Source organism: Zooshikella harenae (assembly GCF_018837975.1).
GTDB classification, from domain to species: domain Bacteria; phylum Pseudomonadota; class Gammaproteobacteria; order Pseudomonadales; family Zooshikellaceae; genus Zooshikella; species Zooshikella harenae.
Map to the genome: position 1 here is coordinate 1 of NZ_JAGSOY010000007.1, position 22,856 is coordinate 22,856.

General features: G+C 40.2%; 8 protein-coding genes. 3 read left to right on the forward strand and 5 right to left on the reverse strand.

Annotated elements, in window-relative coordinates; genetic code table 11:
• Together KCG35_RS04940 and KCG35_RS04945 are read left to right on the forward strand one after the other, a co-directional pair.
• On the forward strand, positions 1-1,798 hold a 1,798-nt coding region (locus tag KCG35_RS04940), incomplete at its 5' end, for a hypothetical protein (RefSeq protein ID WP_215818565.1).
• Positions 1,799-1,817: 19 nt separating this feature from the next.
• Positions 1,818-2,876 carry a hypothetical protein gene (locus tag KCG35_RS04945; protein ID WP_215818566.1) on the forward strand — a complete coding sequence of 353 codons (1,059 nt, stop codon included), beginning with the start codon at positions 1,818-1,820 and terminating at the stop codon, positions 2,874-2,876.
• Between the two features lie 126 nt (positions 2,877-3,002).
• On the opposite strand, the gene KCG35_RS04950 is transcribed toward KCG35_RS04945, so the two are convergent.
• The 3 genes from KCG35_RS04950 to KCG35_RS04960 all read right to left on the reverse strand — a co-directional run bounded on the left by KCG35_RS04950 (position 3,003) and on the right by KCG35_RS04960 (position 7,543).
• A complete protein-coding gene (locus tag KCG35_RS04950) occupies positions 3,003-3,347 on the reverse strand; it encodes a hypothetical protein (RefSeq protein ID WP_215818567.1) in 345 nt (114 codons plus the stop codon).
• 283 nt (positions 3,348-3,630) lie between these two features.
• Positions 3,631-5,808 carry a catalase/peroxidase HPI gene (gene katG, locus KCG35_RS04955; RefSeq protein ID WP_304956742.1) on the reverse strand — a complete coding sequence of 726 codons (2,178 nt, stop codon included), beginning with the start codon at positions 5,806-5,808 and terminating at the stop codon, positions 3,631-3,633.
• A gap of 604 nt (positions 5,809-6,412) precedes the next feature.
• Positions 6,413-7,543 carry an ABC transporter substrate-binding protein gene (locus tag KCG35_RS04960; RefSeq protein WP_215818569.1) on the reverse strand — a complete coding sequence of 377 codons (1,131 nt, stop codon included), beginning with the start codon at positions 7,541-7,543 and terminating at the stop codon, positions 6,413-6,415.
• Between the two features lie 537 nt (positions 7,544-8,080).
• Here KCG35_RS04960 and KCG35_RS04965 point away from each other — a divergent pair.
• Positions 8,081-9,079, forward strand: a complete 999-nt coding sequence (locus KCG35_RS04965) for a polysaccharide deacetylase family protein (RefSeq protein ID WP_215818570.1) — start codon at positions 8,081-8,083, stop codon at positions 9,077-9,079.
• A 132-nt stretch (positions 9,080-9,211) separates the two neighbouring features.
• On the opposite strand, the gene KCG35_RS04970 is transcribed toward KCG35_RS04965, so the two are convergent.
• Positions 9,212-9,961 carry a substrate-binding periplasmic protein gene (locus KCG35_RS04970; RefSeq protein WP_215818571.1) on the reverse strand — a complete coding sequence of 250 codons (750 nt, stop codon included), beginning with the start codon at positions 9,959-9,961 and terminating at the stop codon, positions 9,212-9,214.
• A 142-nt stretch (positions 9,962-10,103) separates the two neighbouring features.
• Positions 10,104-22,037 carry a membrane-targeted effector domain-containing toxin gene (locus tag KCG35_RS04975; protein ID WP_215818572.1) on the reverse strand — a complete coding sequence of 3,978 codons (11,934 nt, stop codon included), beginning with the start codon at positions 22,035-22,037 and terminating at the stop codon, positions 10,104-10,106.
• Between the last annotated feature and the right edge of the window lie 819 nt (positions 22,038-22,856).

Here is a 22,856-nt window from a genome sequence, read left to right on the forward strand (position 1 = left end):
GGATCAAGTGCGCATTATTGTCGTACTCTATAAAAATGATGAATATGCCGAACTCACCCAACGTCAAGGTGTCCGACTGGAACGCCCTTTACCGATTAGCCTAAAACCCCGACGCATTATGTGGGGCAGCGATTGTACTGGACCAGCTTTTACCGATGTGTGTTTACCCCTGGCAGAAGATAATTTACTGGATAACGAACAGGATTATGAAGGGTATTATGGGGTCGTGTTGTTCCCGCGCTTCCAGTTTGGAGCATATGTATTTCCCGGTACCAAGCCAATGTCGAGAGAATTGGCCCTTAAATTTCACGATAAAACACAGTGGAAACAACATCACCGGCTGGAATTAAGTTATACCTACGACATTTGTGTGGGCGATAATAAAGACAGCCAACGCCAAATTCGTATCGAAGGTAATGACCACGAAAATAACAAGCCGATCAATCGACTTATCGGCTCAGGTCCTTATCAAATGAGCGAGGAAGATAAACAAAAATACCTGCATAAACGCCCCTTCTTCCGCACTGACTTTACATTGGTTCTTGATAAAGAGCGAAAACACTGGTTAAACCATCGTCAAGCGAGTAATAATAAAGTTTTTTTTGCGGAAAAAGATTTATTTGACGAAGAGTTAATGAAAAGCCACGAGAAAAAATTTGAGTATGGCAAATTATTTGATGGAGAAGTCGCTGCCGCAACACTCTTTAAAGCCGGAGATAATGGCAAATTTACTTTATCATCCCACTATAGCAAACAACAGCCCTTTGACTGGCGAAAACGTTGTTTTGTCGGCACCGTGGTACTGTCCAGTAAAACCCAAAAAGAAAACTACGAGCGACATAACCGTTCCTGGCATGCGATTCCCTACTCACTGAGTCAAACTGAAAAGGAAACAAAAGCCGTGGGTAGCGAAATGCAAGGTACCTTATACTATGCGGGTACACTGAAGGTGAAGTTTAAACACCATTATCGCGCACAAGACAATGTGTATGGTGCCGCCTACAATGAACCCATGACATTAGAAAATACCACATGGCATGTTGAAGACAAATTCGCCTTTTCAGAAAGTCAATCTCGACGTTATCTACCTACATTATTAGCCCTTTTTGAAAGCCCGCAAGAAGAGGATCGTAAACAAGTTTTCGAAATAATTAAAAAATCCCAGGGACAAAAAGGCGCTTATATTTATGACAATGACCGCGAATATGATATTTACCTCTCTGTGATTAAACTCCACTATCATGCCGCTACAGGTAAAAATGTTGAAGGCTTACGCCCCATGGGAAAAGTGGATGATCAATACTGGGAGACAATCTTTAAGAATTCCCCTATTGGTGGTGTACTGGATAAGGTAGAAATCATCAAAAATGGTTTACTTGATGACATGTGCATACAATTCAACCAATTCAAAACCATCAGCAACTCAGGCTTTAATGGTGGTGATAGTCAACTGGTGGGTAAAGGTTGCAAAATTAAAATCGACAAACGGCCTATATCATTAAATGCCAAAGAATCTCCCTGGTTAGAAGACCCAGCCCCAGAAGAGTTAACATCTGCCATTGAATTGGTCAATACCGTCATTAAAGAAAAACAACTTATCGAAAAACCAGGTAAGCTTCCTGTGGTGAAGCAAGAAAACGTTAAACTGAACTTAAACTGGAAAGAAATGTGGCAGCTTTGCAAACGTCTCGACTACGATCATAAAAACCATGATTATAAATTATTACAACTGACTGAGTGGTTAAAAGGCCCTAACCCTTCGGATGCTCAAACTGATGGATTTAAAATATTTAATTAGACAGAAAAAAAGGTAAGCAGTGACTACAGTTAATATAAAGGGAGTCAAACCTTCATGGGGTGAACGGTTTATTTCTACTTTTTCTACTGTGCTTTTTTTAGAAATGATCATCATGTTGGTATTAGGGCTAATCTTTTGGTGGGATGTACCCAATAGTGTTTTTTTACCAACATTTATCGTGTTTTTCTTACTGGGCACTATCATTGGATGGAGTGCTGATCAAACTAAAGATGCCACTTTAGACATCGGCCAGAACGACATAAAATATTCCTCTAACAATACGGAGCACGTAATATTACTTACGGACATTAAAAGCATTCATATTGAAAGAAGAACCACAGGCTATGCAAATTGCCAAAGCAACATTTATTTTCAACTGTTAGACAAAGATAACTACTGTCTGTTAAGTGTTGATCAGTGGCACTCCAATACAAATGTGTTTACCTATGCTGAGTACCTCTCGGTATTAACAGACGCAAAGATTACTAAACAATTTATTTTTAACAACGACCCAGGTGAACCATTTTTCTATATCAATTTTGATCATATTAATCAGCCAGAGAATAATAATATAGTTGATTATTATGTTGTCGTTACCCCGACACAAGAGATGGTAGTTACTTGCAAGCCAGATAAAAGTGGTCATTGGCTTTTGTGTTTTTTTCTAGTCGCATCTATCTTTTCTTTGATCTACGGTTTTTTAACGTTTGCTTTATCGACCTTTTTTATTGCAGCTTGTCTTTCTTTAATAGAGGCATTAACACCTACTTTACAACATGTCACATTAACCAAAAGTAAAATCACCTATGCTTACTCAATGGCGTTTTTAAATCGGAAAAAGCTAATTATGCCATTAAAGCAATTTAGAGTAGCTTCTACACCTCATCGGTATGGTGTCACCTATCATATACTCGTTCAGTCTGAGGAAGGATGGCATAATTTAGCAAAAACGTCAGATGTCGAAACTGCACTGAATTTAGCTAAGAAAATGGCAAATCATATGGATTTACCTGTAGAAGTGGATGTGCGTATTGCTCATAAAGCAATTACAACTAAAAATGAATCTCGATTGGTATAGCAAACCCACATATTACTATAACTCAATTATTATTAAGAGCACCTGAGGTATTTCGGAGTCAGCCAGTGGTAGATAAAGGCTTTTTAAAGATAAAATCATATGCGCTTGTCTTGGTTGACCTCCTAACTAAAAAATCGCATCAAGCATTCCAATACTAAAAAAAAGTAGCATCATAAACCATGCTGTAAAAGTAATTAACGTTTTACTCCCACCTTTATCTATTTCATTAGGTAATAAAATCATTGAGTATGCAACGATTTCAACTCCTAAGTAAAGATCAGGGAACCACCAAATATTTATTCCAGTAGGGTCAGAAGGAGGTAGATAAATAAAAACAAAAATTAGATTTGAAGCCACTAAAGCAAATGCCAATAGTTTACTTTTTTTTATAGGTTCACCCGGCACCCAGTAATTGTAAAAATAATAAACGGTAATACCTATAAAGACGATAATTGCGATATAGAGTTCCATTATTTACTCACTTTTTTACAGCCTAAACATCTATAGGGCAGCTCTGAACGTTATACCCCTTAACGTTACACTCCATGTCCATTTCTAAGCTTAGTTTATTTCATGCAAACATACTTTCAATTCAGCTAAAGTTCAATACACGATACACTTTAATACAAGTGTATATAGAGATACTTAAAAGCATCTTAGCAATACATTAGTGTAAATTTGGGTAAAAATTAGCGGATAAAGGCGGGTTTAAAGTGGTTATTTGGGGTGTAAAAACACACCCCAAAATCTCCATTTATAAATCAAAGCGATCTAACGTCATTACTTTTGTCCAGGCTGCCACAAAGTCATTAACAAACTTTTCTTTGCCATCATTGGCAGCATATACTTCAGCGACAGCACGCAATTCAGAATTTGAGCCAAAGATCAAATCAACAGGAGTGGCGGTCCACTTCATTTTACCCGTTTTACGATCTTTACCTTCATAAATACCCTCTGACTTAGAGGATTTTGTCCACTTTGTCACCATATCAAGTAGATTGACAAAAAAGTCGTTACTCAACACCCCTGGCTTATCCGTAAATACGCCATGTTTAGACTCACCAGCATTAGCATTTAATGCACGCATCCCTCCTACAAGGACCGTCATTTCTGGAACCGTCAGATTTAACATGCTAGCGCGATCAACCAACATAGTAGCCGGAGAGCGATTTAATCCTTTCTCATAATAGTTACGAAAGCCATCCGCCTTAGGCTCAAGCGCAGCAAACGATTTAACATCGGTCTGCTGCTGGGATGCATCGGTACGTCCAGGATGGAAAGCCACTTTTATGTCATAGCCACCTTTCTTAGCCGCTTGTTCGATAGCCGCCGTTCCTGCCAAAACGATAACATCTGCTAGGGATACTTTCTTGCCACCAGAAAGTGAACCATTGAAGTCCTTTTGGATACTCTCCAGGCGCGAGAGAACCTTTGATAATTCTTTTGGATTATTCACTGACCAGTCTTTTTGTGGTTCAAGCCGAATACGTGCACCATTCGCCCCACCTCGCATATCTGTGCCACGGAAAGTAGCTGCTGATGCCCATGCACTGCGGACAAGTTCAGGTATGGATAAACCAGAAGCAAGGATCTTTGACTTCAAAGCGGTAATATCTTTTTCGTCAATCAGTTTATAGTCAGCGGCAGGAACAGGGTCTTGCCATAACAGCTCCTCCTTCGGCACAGTTTTGCCAAGGTAGCGAGCACGAGGGCCCATATCACGATGTGTTAATTTGAACCAAGCTTTTGCAAAGGCTAACTCGAATTCTTTTGGATTTTCCTTAAAGCGCATTGCTATTTTTTTATAAACGGGATCAAACTTCAGCGCGAGGTCAGTAGTAAACATAATCGGAGCATGTCTTTTAGAAGCATCATGAGCATCCGGCACAAGGTTTTTGCCTTTATTGTCGGCTGGAATCCACTGAGTCGCGCCTGCAGGACTCTTGGTTTTTACCCATTCAAATGCAAACAAATTATCAAGATACTGGGAGGTCCAGGCTGTAGGATTAACGGACCATGCCCCTTCCAAGCCGCTGGTCATTGTATCTTCCGCATTACCTTTACCACATTTATTTTTCCAACCCAAACCTTGTTGCTCAATAGCACCTGCTGCAGGTTCAGGCCCCAGGCAGTCAGCCTTTACCGCACCATGCGCTTTACCAAATGTGTGTCCACCCGCAATGAGCGCTACCGTCTCTTCATCATTCATGGCCATTCGACCAAAAGTATCACGGATATCTTTTGCTGCCGCCAACGGATCAGGATTCCCATTAGGTCCCTCAGGATTTACATAAATCAAACCCATCTGCACAGCTGCAAGTGGATTTTCCAACTCGCGATCTCCGCTGTAACGTTCATCCGCTAAGAACTTAGTCTCTGGTCCCCAGTAAACCATATCAGGCTCCCAGTCATCTTCTCGTCCCCCTGCAAATCCAAAGGTTTTAAAACCCATGGATTCGAGCGACACATTGCCTGTCAGAATCATCAAATCAGCCCAGGATATATTTCGTCCGTATTTCTGCTTGATAGGCCACAACAACCGCCGTGCTTTATCGAGGTTAGCATTGTCGGGCCAACTGTTAAGTGGATCGAACCGCTGTTGCCCCCCGCCAGCACCGCCACGGCCATCACCCACTCGATAAGTCCCTGCACTATGCCAGGCCATCCGAATAAAAAAAGGACCATAATGACCATAGTCAGCAGGCCACCAATCCTGAGAAGTGGTTAATAACACCTCTATATCCTTCTTCACTGCATTAATATCAAGCCTCTTAAAAGCCTCTGCATAGTTGAATTTTTCACCCATGGGGTTTGATTCAGCCGCATGTTGGCGAAGAGGTTTTAGATTTAACTGGTTAGGCCACCAAAACTTGTTTGGCTTAGGTTCAGCTTTAGCAAAAGTCTGACTTAATGGTATTAGTGGAGATATCATAACTACCCAGACAGCAACGGTCGTTATCACTTTTTTTATCATAAGAAATACTCCCTTAGGGATAAAAAATCAGAAGGCTGGCAAGTAAGGTATAGCAGTTTCTTATAATGTGAGAGGCGGAAAATAGATTGAAAAAATAGATCGGTACAATAGTAATTATTAATAACTCTAAAGAAGCGCTTAGTGAAGACTGTTACCCTACTTTATGCATGGCCCACTAGTTCCCACTGTTAAATTAGCGTCATCTTCTTTTAAAAAACACTTCACTAGCCAGTTACATAAAAAAATACTACTTTATAGGTATATCCCATTTTGAAGTAAGTAAATAACTTGGGGCTATATGGGGTCGTAAATAATAACAATAGTGAGGGAATCCATAAAATAACAACTACTAATGTAGAGCTTAATTATGAAGTGGTGTTCTTTAATGATTTTAACTCATGAACAGTTGCATGCGCACCTTCCTGAAATTGAGTGAGTAAAAATGTAGTCACATAAAAGAACATCACTTTTTTATACCACCTTACTTATTTACTTAGGGAGGAGATATTACCCTTATCATTAATACAACAAAATTAAGCGATATGATTACACATCAGAAAACTTAGTTTTGTCCTTTATTTTTAGGGGTTATTTCTTCAATATTATGCAGTATCGAGTTTAAGCTAAAGTCATATTGTGTCAGACTTAAATTATATACTTTTGAAAAGTGTTTAAAGTTTATTTTTTGCCACTGTTCATCGCCCAATGTTGTTAAATAACGTTGTACATTATGGGCATCAATGATGTTAAACAACTTCATTTTCATCTTTACCCCCTCTAATTGAGCAAAGTCAATACCGAAGTGATAGTCATGTAAAACAACCAGTGCCCAACCACCCATCATAAAATGTCCACCAATACTGACAACCATTGAGCCATCCTGCACTTTCTTCAATGCTTCTTTTTTCCAGTTAATACCACTAAAATAAATATCTTTTCCAGGCTTTTTACCATATTCAATAACACTTTCCATTGCGCCTAAGGCCATTTCATCATTTGCAGCCCAAACAACATTTATGTCAGGGTATCGCCTTATAAGATGGTATGTCTTTTTATACGCATCCTGTTGTTGCCAATTGCTAGGTATAACTTGTTTGATATAAACATTTTGATAATGAGATATTGCTTTTTTAAGACCATTCACACGCGCTATACTTGCAGGCGTTGCTTGATCTCCCGACAATGCGAGAATATTTACATTGACATTATTGTTATGTAACAAAAAATAATCTATTGTCGATTTGGCCAGCTGGAAACCTGCATAATAGTTATCAGGCGTTAGCTCTCCTATCCAGTTTGGATAGACTTCACGAGGTTTTCCATAAACAGAAGCTTGTTCTTTTGTTAGGCCATTTGCCATTAAAAATATTTTTATTTTTGAGTCACTCAACGTTTTTATTATTTTCCCTGCAGCTAATTTATAATTATCTATTATTAAGTAATCAGGTTTAACTTGACGGCTAGCTACACTAACTGCAAGGCTTTTCATGTGCATATAGTCCATTTGAGCATAGAGCACTTCAAGCTCAATATTCAAATCATCTGCAGCAGCTCGCATAAACGCTTCCACCTTAGGCCAGAAAAAACCTTCAGGTAAGCAGCAACTTACGAAGACCACTTTAATCTTATCGTCTGCTTCAGCAACGTTAAAATACGATAGCAATAGGCAAACGAATAGCGTCAATATTCTCATACTAAAAAAGCCTTACGGTTTAGTAGTTAGTATGCGTAAGCACAATAGCTTTTGCAAAACCAAACTTGGTTATTTTTTGAACCATTACTCAATGAAATAAGAGAAAAGTAAGACCCCCCTATGCCAATAGCTATATCTCCTCTTACTTTTACAACTTACGTTGTGGTGCGCACATGCAACACAACGTAAGTGAATAACCATTCTCGTTTTTGTTATATTTATTGACTATTCAATAGCACGATGAATACCCATTGTAAGCAACTGTCAACCACACTATTCTGATTGCCATAAGCACAGGGATATATCAACTTTAAGTAAATAAAAGCATTAAAAAGTCTCTCGCCAATGATACAGATTATACACTTCAGCTGTTGTCTATGATAAAACTGTTAATTTACTTTATAAACTCGAACCAACGCACGACATAGAATACTCTGTAGGAAATTTTTTTCTTCTTTATATTAAATATCTTATTTATTATGGTTAAAAAATATGTATACCATATATACTCAACCATAATACATATAAGGTATATTAATGAAACAAAAGTCTAAATTCAGTTTTTCTAAAGCATTCTTCATATGTTGTATTTTTTTGCTAAGCCACCATGCCTTTGCTCAAGGTAAAGTGGTCGCTATTATTAGCGTTGACTGGGAAGGATACTTCTTAAAGGATAAAGATCTGCAAAAAATGAAAAAATTCCGGGAAGACTTCCCTGAGATTGGCTTACTGCATTTTTTAAATGCTGCTTACTATACTAAAGCAGATGCTAACCCCGTTGAAGTTACCCAAAAAGTACAGTCGGTACTACTGCCCATTGATGAGCATGGACTGCATATTCATGGTTGGCGTTCCCTGGCTGAAACAAGTGGTGTGACATTTAGAACTGAGCCTCGCGCACATACCGATGATGCCCCTATAGACCTAACAAAGTGTGAAACACCTAAGGACTGTGGACATGAAATTGATATTAGTGCCTATAACAAAGAAGAGTTAAAGAAAATAATTCGCAAGAGTAAACGAATACTGATGGATGAAGGGTTTGAACAGCCTGTCAGTTTCCGTGCAGGTGGCTGGATGGCCAAGCCACATGTTATACAAGCCCTTGCTGAAGAAGGTATTCGCTATGATTCTTCTGCAGTACCACCAGAGTTACTCGAAGGTAGTCCATGGGAAAAACTACCATTGTATCGCTGGCTGGATAACCTTTGGACAACAACGGATACAGACTCACATCCTTATAGGATACGTGGTTCTGAAAATGCTCAACTTGTGGAAATACCTGACAATGGCATTCTTGCTGACTACATTACAGCCGAAGGAATGCTCGAAGTCCTTAAGAAAAATATTGAAAAATGGCAACAAAACCCTAACCAAAATATCTATGTATCCATTGGTTTTCACCAGGAGTCTGCTGATAAATACTTAGATCGAGTTCGCGAAGCGATTGGCCTGTTTGAAGACTACACAGAAGAGCATAATATTCCCTTCGAATGGGCTAATTTGCCAGTCAGTAATTACTTTCCAGTCCATTAACTATTACTTTTATCTTATGAGCCCATATTTATGGGCTTTTTAGCTCATGGTAAAAATACAGGTCAATTGTCTATAATAATAGTTCAGGATGGATATAGTATTGTACCAATGGCCAACACAGGCTGGATTAAACTAATTGCTTCCTAGATAACTATTAACAATGGTTTGATAAAGTCTACTTGAATACACCTGTTCAAAACCTTCCTTTAGTTCAGCTACATCATTTTTGTCAGTTTTAAGTCCCGTAACCAAGTAGTAATTCCCCTTTAAACTTTTAATATTATATACTACCTCATAATCCTTCATTTTCTCCCCAAGCTTTTTGATTAAATAAAATCCCACATGTAAATTACCTCCCCATATATCGATTCTTCCATTTAAGAGCTTTTTCATATTGACTTCATAACTAGGCACACGCTCTATATTTAACTTATATTTAGTTTCATAGATAGATAAATGCTGGTCCACAACATCCTCAACAACTAACCCTATATGATATTTTTTTAACTGGAAAATATCCTCTATGACTATTTTGCTGTCTTTTTTAGCTATTAAGGCTTGCTCAGCAGGACCCACAACCCCAACCCATTGAAATAACTTTTCTCGCTGTGGTGTTCGCACAACACAAAATTCATACACTCCCTGACCTTCCATTGTTTTTTTATATGCTCTAGCAAAAGGTAATTGAGTAATTACGGCTTGTCTTTCTATCTTTTGTAACACCGCATTAACCACATCTGTACAGATGCCTTTAGCGACGCCCCGTTCTTCATAACTAAAAGGAGGGTAATAGTCCATTACTATTTCAAATGGTTCGGCTGAAACAAACTTGGAACTAAATACAGTGATTGCATGTACTGCCAAATATCCCAAAAACCGCATATTTATTGAGGCCTCATACAATACAACTCTCCGCATTTAACAGCTCCAACTTGAAGTATAGGCCAAGATAGAATTATTTTATTGACCTACCCATGAACAAAAAGGCAGCACGGTGGCTGCCTTTTAAACTATCTACATAGTGCTATGACTGAGTGATTGTCCAAGTTTGGGTAATTGAACTCTTGATATAATCCGCTATGGGTGTTGAGGCAGACCACGAGTCACTGGGTAACGATGCCATCGCTTGAACTAACTGACCAATTCCCTGTTTATTGAGCACACTGCCATCATCAGTCGTAATATACAGCCCTTGGTTTTGGTTCCAGTCAGTAATGGTGATTTTATCACCCTGTTGGCCTTTAAAACCAATCTCAAGGGCATCGTCTTCCACTGAAAAATGCACATCGTAGACATTCACACCCTTTAGTTTGATAACATCATCTGTCGTATCACCGACCACCTGATCATGACCATCACCTTGCTCAAAAATAATGGTATCTTGATCTTGACCACTGCGTATATAGTCATCACCTTTACCACCAATGAGTGTGTTACTGTTTCTTAATCCAAACAGCCGATCATTACCCAACCCGCCATGCAAAATATTCGCAGACTCATTGCCATAGATATTATCATCCGCAGCGCTACCAATAACACGTTGCACCCCCTGTAGTTGTACTTCTTTATCGTTAACATGCAGTCGCTGATAAGTACGGGATTCAGGCAATAAAACGACTGAAGTATTACCGTCAGCGACCAAATCTGATAAATCGAGGGTGTTGTCTCCTTGACCTAAATTCAGTTCCTGTAAATGCCCAACTTTCGTTAGTTTTACGTAATCTGCATGCTTGGAGCCGGTAAATATTGCCCCTTCCAATAATTCACCATTCAGTGAAACTGCCAATGGACGATCACTATTTGGTAACGGGTTACTATCTGTTGGCTGTGCGCTATTTACTGAGTTATTAATTAAAACATCTTTTCGTTTTAATGCCAGTTTAGCAAGTCCATACAACTCAGTATGCGATACATCGATATTTTCCAACACTAAATCCAAATGACGATGCTTTTCTGACAGATAATAGTTTTTGATAATAACTTCAGGTAAGTCTTTGGTATTAACCTTACCACTAGCGTCTTTTAGTAAAATATGCAGATCTAAGCCATTCTTCGCTAGTTGAATATCCGCTAATCCTTTTGCTTGCTCAAGCACAAGTATGTCTTCACCTATTTCCGCTAAATTATCAATAACTTTAATGCCCTGGCTAGAAGCAGTTACCCGATAAATATCTTCACCTTCTCCTCCACTCGCAACATCCTCTCCAGCACTGTTAAACGTAATCAGGTCATCACCCGCCTCAGCGATCAATACATCATTACCCGCGCCGTCCGTTAACTCATCATCACCAGCACCGGCACGAATCACGGTTCCCCCGTTACCTGCAATGAATTCTTCATTTCCTTGCTGGCCAATCAGCACTGAGGCATGGTCATCATCACCCTGTAAGGTAAAATGCGTTAACTGCCACGCACTATGCAGTGCTTTCTCTTGAGATGAATTAACGGCAATTTTTCCAGCTGCCCATTTTTTAGCATCTACTTCAGAGAAGAGTGGAATTAATGTATCAATACCCGCTTTATTGATAACACCATCTTCTGTTTTAATAACCAGATTCCAGTTACTCGACCAATGCGCGATGGTTATTCCATCATTCTCTTCATCATTAAAAGTCACTTTTAATTGGTTTTCATGGGTTAGGCTAAAATGTAAATCATTTAGGCTGTAACCATTCATTTCAATCACATCATTGATCGTATTACCTGCAATACTATCGTTCCCATCACCTCGACTAAAAATAATCAGGTCTTGATGAGAGCCACTATAAATGGTGTCGTTACCAGCTCCACCTATTAACGTATTACGACCTTCTTTACCATCAATGGTATCTTCGCCATCACCGCCAGCAAGCAGGTTGCCTCCGTTGTAGCCACGTAACTCGTCATTACCATCAGTACCAATTATGTTAGCCACATTATTAACACGAATAGTTTCGTTTAAACTATCTGTCGGTTTTAACTCATAAGCGTCAGTATTATAGGAAATACCAGCAGGTCCCATTAAGCTGACATAAACACCTTTTTTGGAGAATTGGCTCAAATCAATCGTATTATTGCCTTCACCCAGGTCAATGTTGTAAATAACCTTAGCTAACGCTTCATCAATCTGGAGTTTATTTAACTGACCCGCTGATTTTAAAACAATACGATCATCATGTTGACTACCCACAATTCGTGTCGCAGATAATTTATCAGCATCGACGATATGGTTGAGGCCAGAATCAAGTGTCTGATAGTTATTTTTATCCGCTATTTGAGGTTGGTCTGTCTCCAAAGCAGCCAATGTATCAGATAAATAATGATCAACAGCAGATTGTTTACCCGTAATAATACGACTTAAATTGCCAAACTCATCAACCACCCATTCTTGTTGCTGGCCCTCATTTGACACAATAGTCAAGTGACGGAAAACCTCGCTGACAAAATAGTTTTGTAGCACAATTTTCCGGTCAATATATACAGTATTACCGTCCTTATCAGGGCGTGGTAATCGGGCAGAAATCACTAAATCATTATTTTCACGATGACTATTGATATCATTAAAACTTGCAGCAATTACTAAACTATCAAGTTTATTATCAGTGGCACGATTATCAATGGTCACTGTTCCCTCTAGTGCACCTACAACATAAGTATCATGCCCATTTTTACCCTGAAGTAAGTCATCACCACCATAGCCACGCAACAGGTTGTTATCATCACTACCAATAATATGGTCAGCAAAAGATGTTCCTTCACCTGATAATACATAGCGCTCTGCTAAGGTTTTACCTTTACCCCACTGCCAGTCTGTTAAGGTGTAGTCTTTTCTCTCCAATAAGTCACGCGTATTAACTCTTTTAATACCTTCTTTAGTTTTATCAGAGTAATGGCCTTCATTATGAAAAAGTTTAGTACTATACCGTGAGCCACTTGTAGAATAGTCTTGCAACGATAAAGCAATACCATCACGTGTAATCAGGCGATAATCTCGTAACGTTTTACCCCCTCTTGCCAGTGCATCTCCAACATGAATTGTTTTATCAATGACATTAGGTAATAGCAGCTCGCGCCCATCTTGAAACGATACAACTAATGTATAGTTTTTCCGGTAATAGCCATAACTGTAATGTTCTACTTCATACTGAATATCTATCCCTTTAATTTCAGACTCATCGTAATCAAGTAATAATGTATTAATGACTGCACTATCATCTGACTGTACTTCGGGATTAATAGTAACTTCACCCGCTCCACGAGTGATTAAATAACGCTGTCCCGCTGGCTTACCTTCAATAGCACTATGCTGGCTATCAGCCACAATAACAGAAGGATCATCCTTACCTATAAACTCATCCGCTTGATGAACACCACCTTGATTATTACCATCAATACGATTTTCACCTAAATCAAGTGTAACACCGGTTTTCTCCGCAAAATACGTTTTATCGCCAGGCTTCAAATAACGTACCGCTAATTGAATGGAGGTTGCTTGTTGTGCAGCTTCTGTCGAACGTGTTTTTTCCAGCTGGGGCACTAACATAAAACCATCACGGGTTTGGAAGTTCAATTTATCATTGACTAACTGCCACTGGTTATTGAACTTCTGATACACTCCTTTAATCGTGACCGATTTAAACTGGTCCTGTAATCCTATACGTAAATCACCCTCAATTAACTGCCAATCAGTAATTTCATCCAGTGCAAATTCTAAACGGATTACGGAGACATCAGCCCCGTCTTCGTGAATTTCTGCATTGTTCACATCACGCTGCACCAGGAAAATATCCTGACCACGCCCACCATCTACGTTTGCTTGATTAGAAATAGTGATGATATCACTGCCACCTCCTGCAAAAACCTGGTCTGCGCTATTTGCCAATAACCGGTTGCTCTGATCATTACCATAAATAATGTCACTTCCTTGAGATGCACCTAATGTGTGTTGAATATTTCTTAACAAACCAATTTCTGGCCCACGTGCAGCATCTCCAGATTCACCTGATTTTCTTAACCACACTTTGCCTTGGTTTAAATCAACAATAAAACCGATATATTGCCTCTCATAGTCATACTTACGGTAAGTTTCCGCATTCAAAATTAAAGTGTTTTGTCCTTCACCACCATCAATTTCAAAGAAAATACGATCATTAAGTTTGTCTGGATTATTTAAAAAGTTTTCCACTAAGGAATAATTTGCTGCAAAGGTAAAATTATCATCTCGCTTACCACCTTTTAGGTTCTTATTCCCTTTACCAAATAAAAATTCGTTTTTCTTATGAGTGACACCAAACACGGTATCGTGGCCATCACCCATATTGAAAAAGACCCCTTTCTTGTCATCCTGCTCACCTTGAATGGCAATGGTGGGGCGTATACCTTCCCGTTTTTCTGTTGCTAATAAAGCATTAATACCATCCTGTGCAAAAATAACATCATCGTCACCTTTAACCACAGGATCACGGACGATGTCATACCCACCTTCATAGTGATATACCTTGTTTTCCTGAATAACAACATCAACATCGCCGTAAACAATTGTGTCAACTAAATTACCCAGCTCACCTTTCAATAATTCCTCAGCATTGGATTTAGCTTGCGCAAGATACATTTCCTTGGTTTTATTAACCTTGTAAGCATCCAGCACCCACTGATCCATATCTTGTCCGGTAAACGCTAACCAACCTTGGCGTAACCGATGCTGCCAGTTATCCAGTGCAGGTACATATTCCCAAACATCCTCAACCTGACGTACAGCAGAATAAATTTGCGAACCAACAATTAATGCCACACCTAAACCAATTCCAATAGGTCCTAATGCCGCACTTCCTGTCGCTAATGCTGCTACACCCAGGGACAATGAAACCGCTGCACCCGCCACCGAAAAACCGCCTGAAACATACAGGTCTTGTCGTTGTTTATCGGTTAAGCCTTCTTTACCCGCATCCGAAAATGCTTTATAGGCACTATAAATATCAAAGGGCAAGGTAATCAGTGCAGCGGCTAAACCACCAGCTCGCCCAAGCAACTTGCCCAAGTTACTGCTGGCTGTGGCAAATCTTGAGCTACTCCCAGCTAAACGCGCTGTCAGTCGTTGACCTAGTTTTGGTAAACTACGGTTTAAAGCGATTTCTGCAGGAATTGAAGCAAGGTTAGCGGCTACAGCACCCGTTTGAATAAGACCTTCTTGAGTATCACCTTGCTTAAACGCATCGACTGCTGACTTAATGCCCGAGTAAATGCCCCAAACCTGTAATGCAACACCTGGCGTTTGCCCTGCAATATGTTTGATTGTCCCGAAATTAATGCGAGGACCAACAATTTTATGCTGAATCTGATGTATTTGTTGTGTGGAAAGTGGACGATTACTTTCCAATGAGGTTAATGCTTGTTTAAATGATGAGCTGTCTACCCCATCCACCACACTGCTAATATCACCATTGTGCTGCTGCGCAACCGATTTCAATAGCTTGACACTGTCAACAAAGTCACTAGGTGGATTGATTGATAAATGGGATTGCAATAATTGTCCATCAAAACGAACCGCAGATGCCCAGTCACCTTGGAAATTTAAACTGGATAATGACTGCCCCTCAACCTTAGCGCCTAACTGCCATAGTTTAACCCGACTGATAGATTGCTCACCTAATTTAACTGGCCCTTGTTGCAAGTCCAATTGCGCTAAACGGTCTAGTTCAACCGGTGCTGCAGTCCTTAAGGTATCAGTTAAAGAGGCAACGCGTTCATTACTTAAAAACTTCGGTGCAATTTCATGGGTTTGAAAGGCTGATGTTGCTGTGCCTAACTGTAACCGAGCACTATCAGAAAAATAATTCGTTAAAAACTGTTGTAAGCCATCCGCCGAATCAAAACCTGAAATCCATCCTACTGCAGGATCATAAAAGGATAGCTTACCCTTCTGTTGGCTGACTAAATAATGATATTTTCCTGAGCGTAATGTCAGTGTTTGATCACCCGTACCACTCACCTGTTGTGCAATATCACGAATACTTAAATACCCTAATGACTGCTTAAATGCAGGATCACTTTGGTAAGCCTTAACTAAGTCTTCTTGTGTAGACAACAGTTGTTGTAATGACTGCGTTTCTGCCGAGGTAGCCCGGCCTTGCTGTTGCGCCGTTTGTAAAAAATTAATGCGATTTTGATTCGCTAATAGTGTCTCTACCCCTGCGTCAAGCTGTTGTGCCCGAGCAGTTGCTAATACATTCGCTAAAGCAGCCTGTGGTTTATGACTGGTGCTTGGTGCTAACTCAACGGATAAATGATTAACCTTCGCTACTTCGACAAGTTGTTTGCCTTGCTCAAAGGCATAGCGATTACTGGCTAACTGGGCCAGCTGATCCCTCAACCAATGGTTGGGTGAGCCTTGCTCTGCAACGACAGGTGACGTATTGCCTGACTGGCTACGCTGCTGTTTTACCCATGCAATTAACTGGCTAACAGCCTGTGTATCCTGATCTCCACTTTCATGACTATGCGCCAGATACGCCTGGAGTTTACCCTCACTCAACTGCAATTTGCTAACAAGCTCGGGGTCTGCGAAGTTTGTATTAACATCGACAGGCTTACCATCAACGGTTGCACCCAGTTCATACAACATGACGCGGCTGATAGACAACTCACCCAGTTGTAATAACCCCTGCGTATTATCCAGGCCTTTTAGTAAGTGTTCTGTTCCAGTAATTTCAGCACGTAATGCAGTGGTAAATGCAGGTTGAGTTTCACCAAGTTGTATTACTTGCTCGGCATTAACTGACTCTACCTTAAACTGATCATAAGGCTGTTGTTGGCTATTACTCAGGGTATCCAGATAAACCGTTAACACTTGTTGCAATTGGCTATAGCTTTGGATGCCAGAAACCTCACCTAATGCAGCACCACTTAAGCTAATACGCACCTCACCCTGATTGTCATGCACTTGAACCAACACGTGTTGATCAGCCACACTTAACACATAAAGTGCATTACTTTGATTATCTTGTTGCTGAATAGAACCAACAAAGTCTGTCACCGACTGTGTCTGTCCAGCACGCAATAAACCACTTTTTTCAGCCGCAGTATTTAATTGAACCAACTGCTCCAAATAAGCACTTAGCTGACGCTGGTCAGTTTCGCTTAATTGGCCCAACGCTTGTTCATTATTTAATTCCGCAAAGTGATTAAACGTGTCCAGCCAAACGGGGTGTTGCGTTGCTAATAAGGTATTCGCTTTATCAATAGCGGACTGTCTGGTGGCATCAAACTGAGTAAACGTTGATGCTTTAAAGTGAATATCGCCTGAAAGCTGATTAAGCTGATCAGATAACGTGGCAACCCACTGACTTTGACGGGTAAAGGATTCTGCAAGCATTGTAGTATTTACACGGCTTCCACCCACTAAGCCCACTTTTAAATTTAATTGCCACTGTCCTTTATCTAAGTGAACAGCCACACCCGGCTTAGCCGTATTTGTGCTATCCACTAACCGCCAGGTGTTATTATCTTTATCAAACTTAGTAGCATAGAATGTATCCTCAATTTTAAGTACATGAGATACACGACTATCTTGGTATTCATAAACACCAGGCTGTATTTGTCGAGCCAATTTATCTTGCGCTACAGCAAAACGGTATGCCTGATAATTTTCATGAGGAAATGCTACTGATGAGTTTGTTGCTAAACGCCACTGCCCTTCTGTACGGGTTGCCAGCACGGTTGAACCCGCGTCACTGACCTGTTTAATTTGATCGCCTGCTAATGCCAACCCGCTAGGAATAGACGTTTGATCATAATTAGCGAGAATAAAACGCTGCAGTATAGCTAACTGTTGTCGTTGATTACCAGTAACATCGACCTGCACATTAACCTGACGTCCATCAGCTAATGTAATGGCCACCTGCCCACTGGTAATATCATGGTTAACTTTCACTCTCCATGTTTCTCGCAACAGATTAAATGGCAACAATTGATGTCTTAAATTATCAGCATGGCGATCAATAAAATCACCATTTAATCCTAAATCAATGAATGTGCGATCACCCAGTAATTCCGTTTTACTGGCTTGACCATGAAGTGCTTCTAACGCCGTTAAAATAGATTGATAACCTTCACCTTTAGACTTACCCACTACGGATGCCTCCTTTGAGAAATCCGCCAGTGAAAGTATTTCTGGGAAGCCTTGATTAGCAAATACTTTATCTGCAAATTGTTTTACAAACGCCAGCTGATCAGCCAAAGGCTTCGACGTAAATTCATTTAATGAAATTAATTGGCTGGATACCGACTGTAATAAAGCTTTGACAGCGGGTATACGTTTAGACGATGGATGTAAGTCAATATAACGTTTAGCGGCTTGATGCAACGTGACCAGTGCAGGCGTTAATTGTCCATCTGCAAATTTTCTAAAATCATTCACAATCGCCCACGATTGCAGATGCTCAGGCAATCGTTGCAACTGCACCTTAACAGGCACATCTTTGTTGCTAACAGCGACTCCAATTTCACTGAGTGGTTTATCAACGTAGCTATCAAATTTTTCAAAAAGAATTTTAATGTCTTGTAAAATACCATCACGCTGCATTTTTCTCAGCACAGGTAATTCAACATTCCAAAAATAATTATTTAATTGTATGCCACCTTCAGACAAGACATAGGTTGTACCCTGTGCGCCCGTCGCATAAACAGAGCTTAAATAACCTGCTAATGTTCGGCTTCCCTGCTGGAATAGGTTTTTAAGCGTTGGTTTATCCCGCAGATCAGTAGCAAAATGATCTAAACTATTACGAAGTTGGTGTAAAAACTCAATACCCGAAACATGATGATCGACTGCAATGGCTTTACCTTCAGCACTTAATTTCTGATTAAGCACATATTCATAGCCATGCCATTCCCCAGACCAGAATGCGAGCAGTTTTTCACCCTGACCTTTAGCCGCAAACGGAATACCAAGTGCATCAACCTTGGCAATTAATGCCGCACGTAAATCATAATCTTGTTTAACCGTGGCTTCGACAAAGAGAGATGCCAGCTCATCGCGTACTTGAGCATTCAAACTGTCAGGAACATTATGTTGTTGTCCGCGTAATATACCCAACGTTTTATCAATACTTTCCGCTACCGCTTTTTTCGCTTTCGTCAGTAGTTTTTCATTGAGCTGAGCAAGCTCTGCTGCTGTTGGCCGTTCAAACCCTGGTGTAATCACACCATAGACATCATCTGTAGCAACCCCTTTTGCCAGGCGGTTATAAACCGTTGCTACATATTTTGCCTTTTCAGTAATATCCAATTTGCGATGACTTGCCGCTTCGACCAAAGCAGTCTCACTATCAGTTGTAACTGGTGGTGGTGGAGGCACATCACCTGTGGTATTTGCGGTTATTTCACGACCCGTATTTACCACGCCTGGCTGCTGAATATCTAACAAAGAAGCAACATTAGGATCGACAAAGGTTTTTTTAACATCATCTATCAAGGTGGTCGTTTGGCTATTAATAACTGCCCCTAATACATCACCTGTTGCCAGGTTTCGGACCACTTCACCAGCTTTTAAATTATCAGCCTGCTTTAATACCACATAAAGATTGTTATCGGTAAGTTTCGTAGCCTCAACCCGAAAATGACTACCTGGCTGTAACAAAACTTCTGCTTGCTCTAGCTGCGCAAATCCTGTGACATTACGGCCATTAGTGACACCTTCAATGGCATAAATAACCGTCCCTTTACCACCACGAAATGATTTGGCAAACTCAGCGCTGGTAGAGGTTGATAAAAATCCTTTATCACCCACCAACTGTCCTGGCGTCAGTCGGTCAGCAAGTGCTGATAAGTCATCTACTGCAAGTGCACGATAAACTGTGCCTTCATAATTAGCCAGTTTATTTAAGCCCTGCAATGCACTAATGCCATAATCCTTAACAAAGTGAGTCAGTGGCTGATCATTACGTAGCATATCATTGATATACTGGAAACCTTCTTTGGTATACCAAGTAATAGCATCGGCTTCTGCTTGGGATATATTGGCCTGCGCTTTTACTTTATTACCTGCTTCACGTCCTACAGCGAGTTCCTGATCTCTAAGAGATTGATCAAAAGCCGTTTGTAAGTGCTGTAATGAGTCAATACCCGCATTCGGCAAATTAGCTAAAACCCTAGTACCATCAGTGAGTTGTGTAGCCTGGCCGGACCGAGGAGCAGCGATTAACCCTTCCTCTATTTGCAGGAGCTGTAAACGTGCTTTAACTCTGGCGAGTGTTTCTTGTGTCTGAGGCTGATCTGATTGCGCCTTATTAATAGCGCGTGCTAAATGCTCGCGTAACCCTTGAATGGCACTATTGCGTTTTGAGTCTGGGTGTTGGTCGATGTATTCTCCAGCCTGCTGATATAATTTAAATGCCGTATTAATTCGGTCCCCGCCCTCTTGCTGCCAAAATTGCTGAAGCTGGCTTAATAGCGCTTTATAGCTTTCACCTTGTGGTTTACCCACAACAGCAGCCTGTTTTATCAACACTTCTCGACTTGGGACATCACCCCATACTGTCGCTAGGTTATCAACGGAGGGTGGCGGAGGGGCAATTGATGATAGCGCAGGCTGTGTTGTCTTTAATGTATTGAGACTTGCTAAAGGTGCATTATTTCCGGCAATAGGTGCATCATTAATCGCCTGATAAATTTTACGTACCGTTAAAAAGTCCAGTTTTTCTTGCAGTTTAAGTTCTGGAACCTGTCGCTCAACATAGGCTCTAACATCTACAGAAAATTCGGCTGATAATTGTTTTTGCCACCAACTTGCGGAAAATTCGTCATAATACTGTTGGGCGTATTTATCAAACGGCTTATTAGACAACCATGTTTGTACATTTTTCCAATTTAACTGAGCCGTTTTTTCATAGTACTTAGCGATACCTTCTGCAAAAGTTTCTTCTCGCCCCGCTTGTGCTCCACCTTGTTTATAATAATCATCACCTAAGTTATGAAAATCACCTTGCCAAGCTGCTAAAAATGATTTTCGATTACTTAAGTATTGTCCACCATTACTATCTTCACCGACAATTCGGTCAACAGCATGGGCTGTTTCATGCAACACCAGATTGGCCGCATTATGCCCATCACCTGTTTTTGGCACGACCCATTTTCCATTCGCATCCAGCTTAACAGCAATAACAGCGCCACGGTAAGCCCCAAATGCACCCACACCAGGAACAGAATCCCATGTTTTTCCTGCAGGCCAACCACGAGGGGTTACACCTTTCAACTCCTGATAATAACTGGTAATACTATCCTGAGTGACAAGCACACTAATATTGTGGGCTTTCATTAAATCCAGTAACTCAACAGGAAATTTCGCAAGTTCCAATGCAACAGCAAACCGGCCCTGCTCAGAAACAGGACTATTGCTATTCAACTTCACAACGTCTAATGCTTTCTGTAAGTTAACAAAGTCAGGACTTAACAATACATCTGTTACTGCTCGAAGAATACCTGCATTGAGTTTTTTAGCGTTGGTCAAAACGCCTTGTGTTAACGTATTTAAGTAGTCCACCGTTTGTTGAGAGTAACGGCTTTCCAGCACCTGCCGTAACTCACTGGGCTGCTCAAATGAATGACCGACAATCCCTTTTAGTAACTGTAGTGCTTCATTGTACGCTTGTTTTTTTGCCTGCTGCTGATCCTGCGCTAACTGGCTTAACTCCTGCTTTAACTGTTCATTTTGCTGAACATGCCAAACTTGATAGCGACGTTCGATAATCTGTGTTTTAAGTGCTTGTATTGCCGCATTTCGTCCTGACTCAGGGTGTTTTTCCAAATACTGGTTAACATCTCCCAACAATAATTTTAATGCATCATACTCTGCAGATGAATTTTCACCTTTGACCCCTTCATAGGCTTGATAACGTTGCAGTAACTGCTGATAACTTTCACCTTGCTTTTTAAATTTTACAGCGGCGATTTTTTTAAATTCATCCAAGGGGATTATGGCCATCTACTACACTCCAGATTAATTTACTTATCAACTGCCTATGACATCCCACATACAGCGATCACGATAATTTACACCCATCAATCAATATGCTAGGCGAGGGTATAAAATAGCTAATTATTTATATACAAAAAAATTAAAAATAATTAATACAACTAGGAAAAGCTAACAGCATCATTACATAGCTTCACTGACCAGCCACGCTGAGCTGTGCAGCAAACAAGTTCTAAAGCTCATTTTCCTACGGCTAAAGACAATGACATATAAAAAACTTTCACGACTATACTTCACGAATCTCTTTTATAGGTGCTGCTTTTAACATAGCCAATTAGCACCTCGAAAACCTTCGTTATATATTCTTCACTGTGGGTATACCATGCTAAGAGTGGTTACAACCTCATTGCACGATTGTAGCACAACCTAATTAACTCTTAGAATACAAACCAGCTCAAATAGTTTCTTTTAAATGTATTGATTTAGAAAATCAATCAGCTAGAACGCTTATTTATTTAATAAATCAATTTTTCTTATTAATAAATTTATATTTTTTTTAATATTAAAGATTATTCTATAAATAAATTAGCAAGGATGCAGTAACCAAGTCTCCAGGGGTAGATTCACTGTGTGTTCGAATGGTGTTATTCTGCCTTTGACTACCCATTGTGTACATCGAAATACCACAGATGTTCATTTAATCATGATTGAGGTGTAGCAAGATGTGGGTCTGCAGTGCTTGAGTTGGTTTGTGAAACAGGTGCTGAGAGCACTGTGAGCAGTAGAGATCAGGAATGGTCTTCTGCTGTGGGAGAAACAAATTAATTC

What these genes read in the sequence shown, in the direction of transcription:
- KCG35_RS04950 (WP_215818567.1), bottom strand. Translation starts at nt 3,347, where the DNA reads ATGGAACTCTATATCGCAATTATCGTCTTTATAGGTATTACCGTTTAT.
- katG (WP_304956742.1), bottom strand. Translation starts at nt 5,808, where the DNA reads ATGATATCTCCACTAATACCATTAAGTCAGACTTTTGCTAAAGCTGAA.
- KCG35_RS04960 (WP_215818569.1), bottom strand. Translation starts at nt 7,543, where the DNA reads ATGAGAATATTGACGCTATTCGTTTGCCTATTGCTATCGTATTTTAAC.
- KCG35_RS04965 (WP_215818570.1), top strand. Translation starts at nt 8,081, where the DNA reads ATGAAACAAAAGTCTAAATTCAGTTTTTCTAAAGCATTCTTCATATGT.
- KCG35_RS04970 (WP_215818571.1), bottom strand. Translation starts at nt 9,961, where the DNA reads ATGCGGTTTTTGGGATATTTGGCAGTACATGCAATCACTGTATTTAGT.
- KCG35_RS04975 (WP_215818572.1), bottom strand. Translation starts at nt 22,037, where the DNA reads ATGGCCATAATCCCCTTGGATGAATTTAAAAAAATCGCCGCTGTAAAA.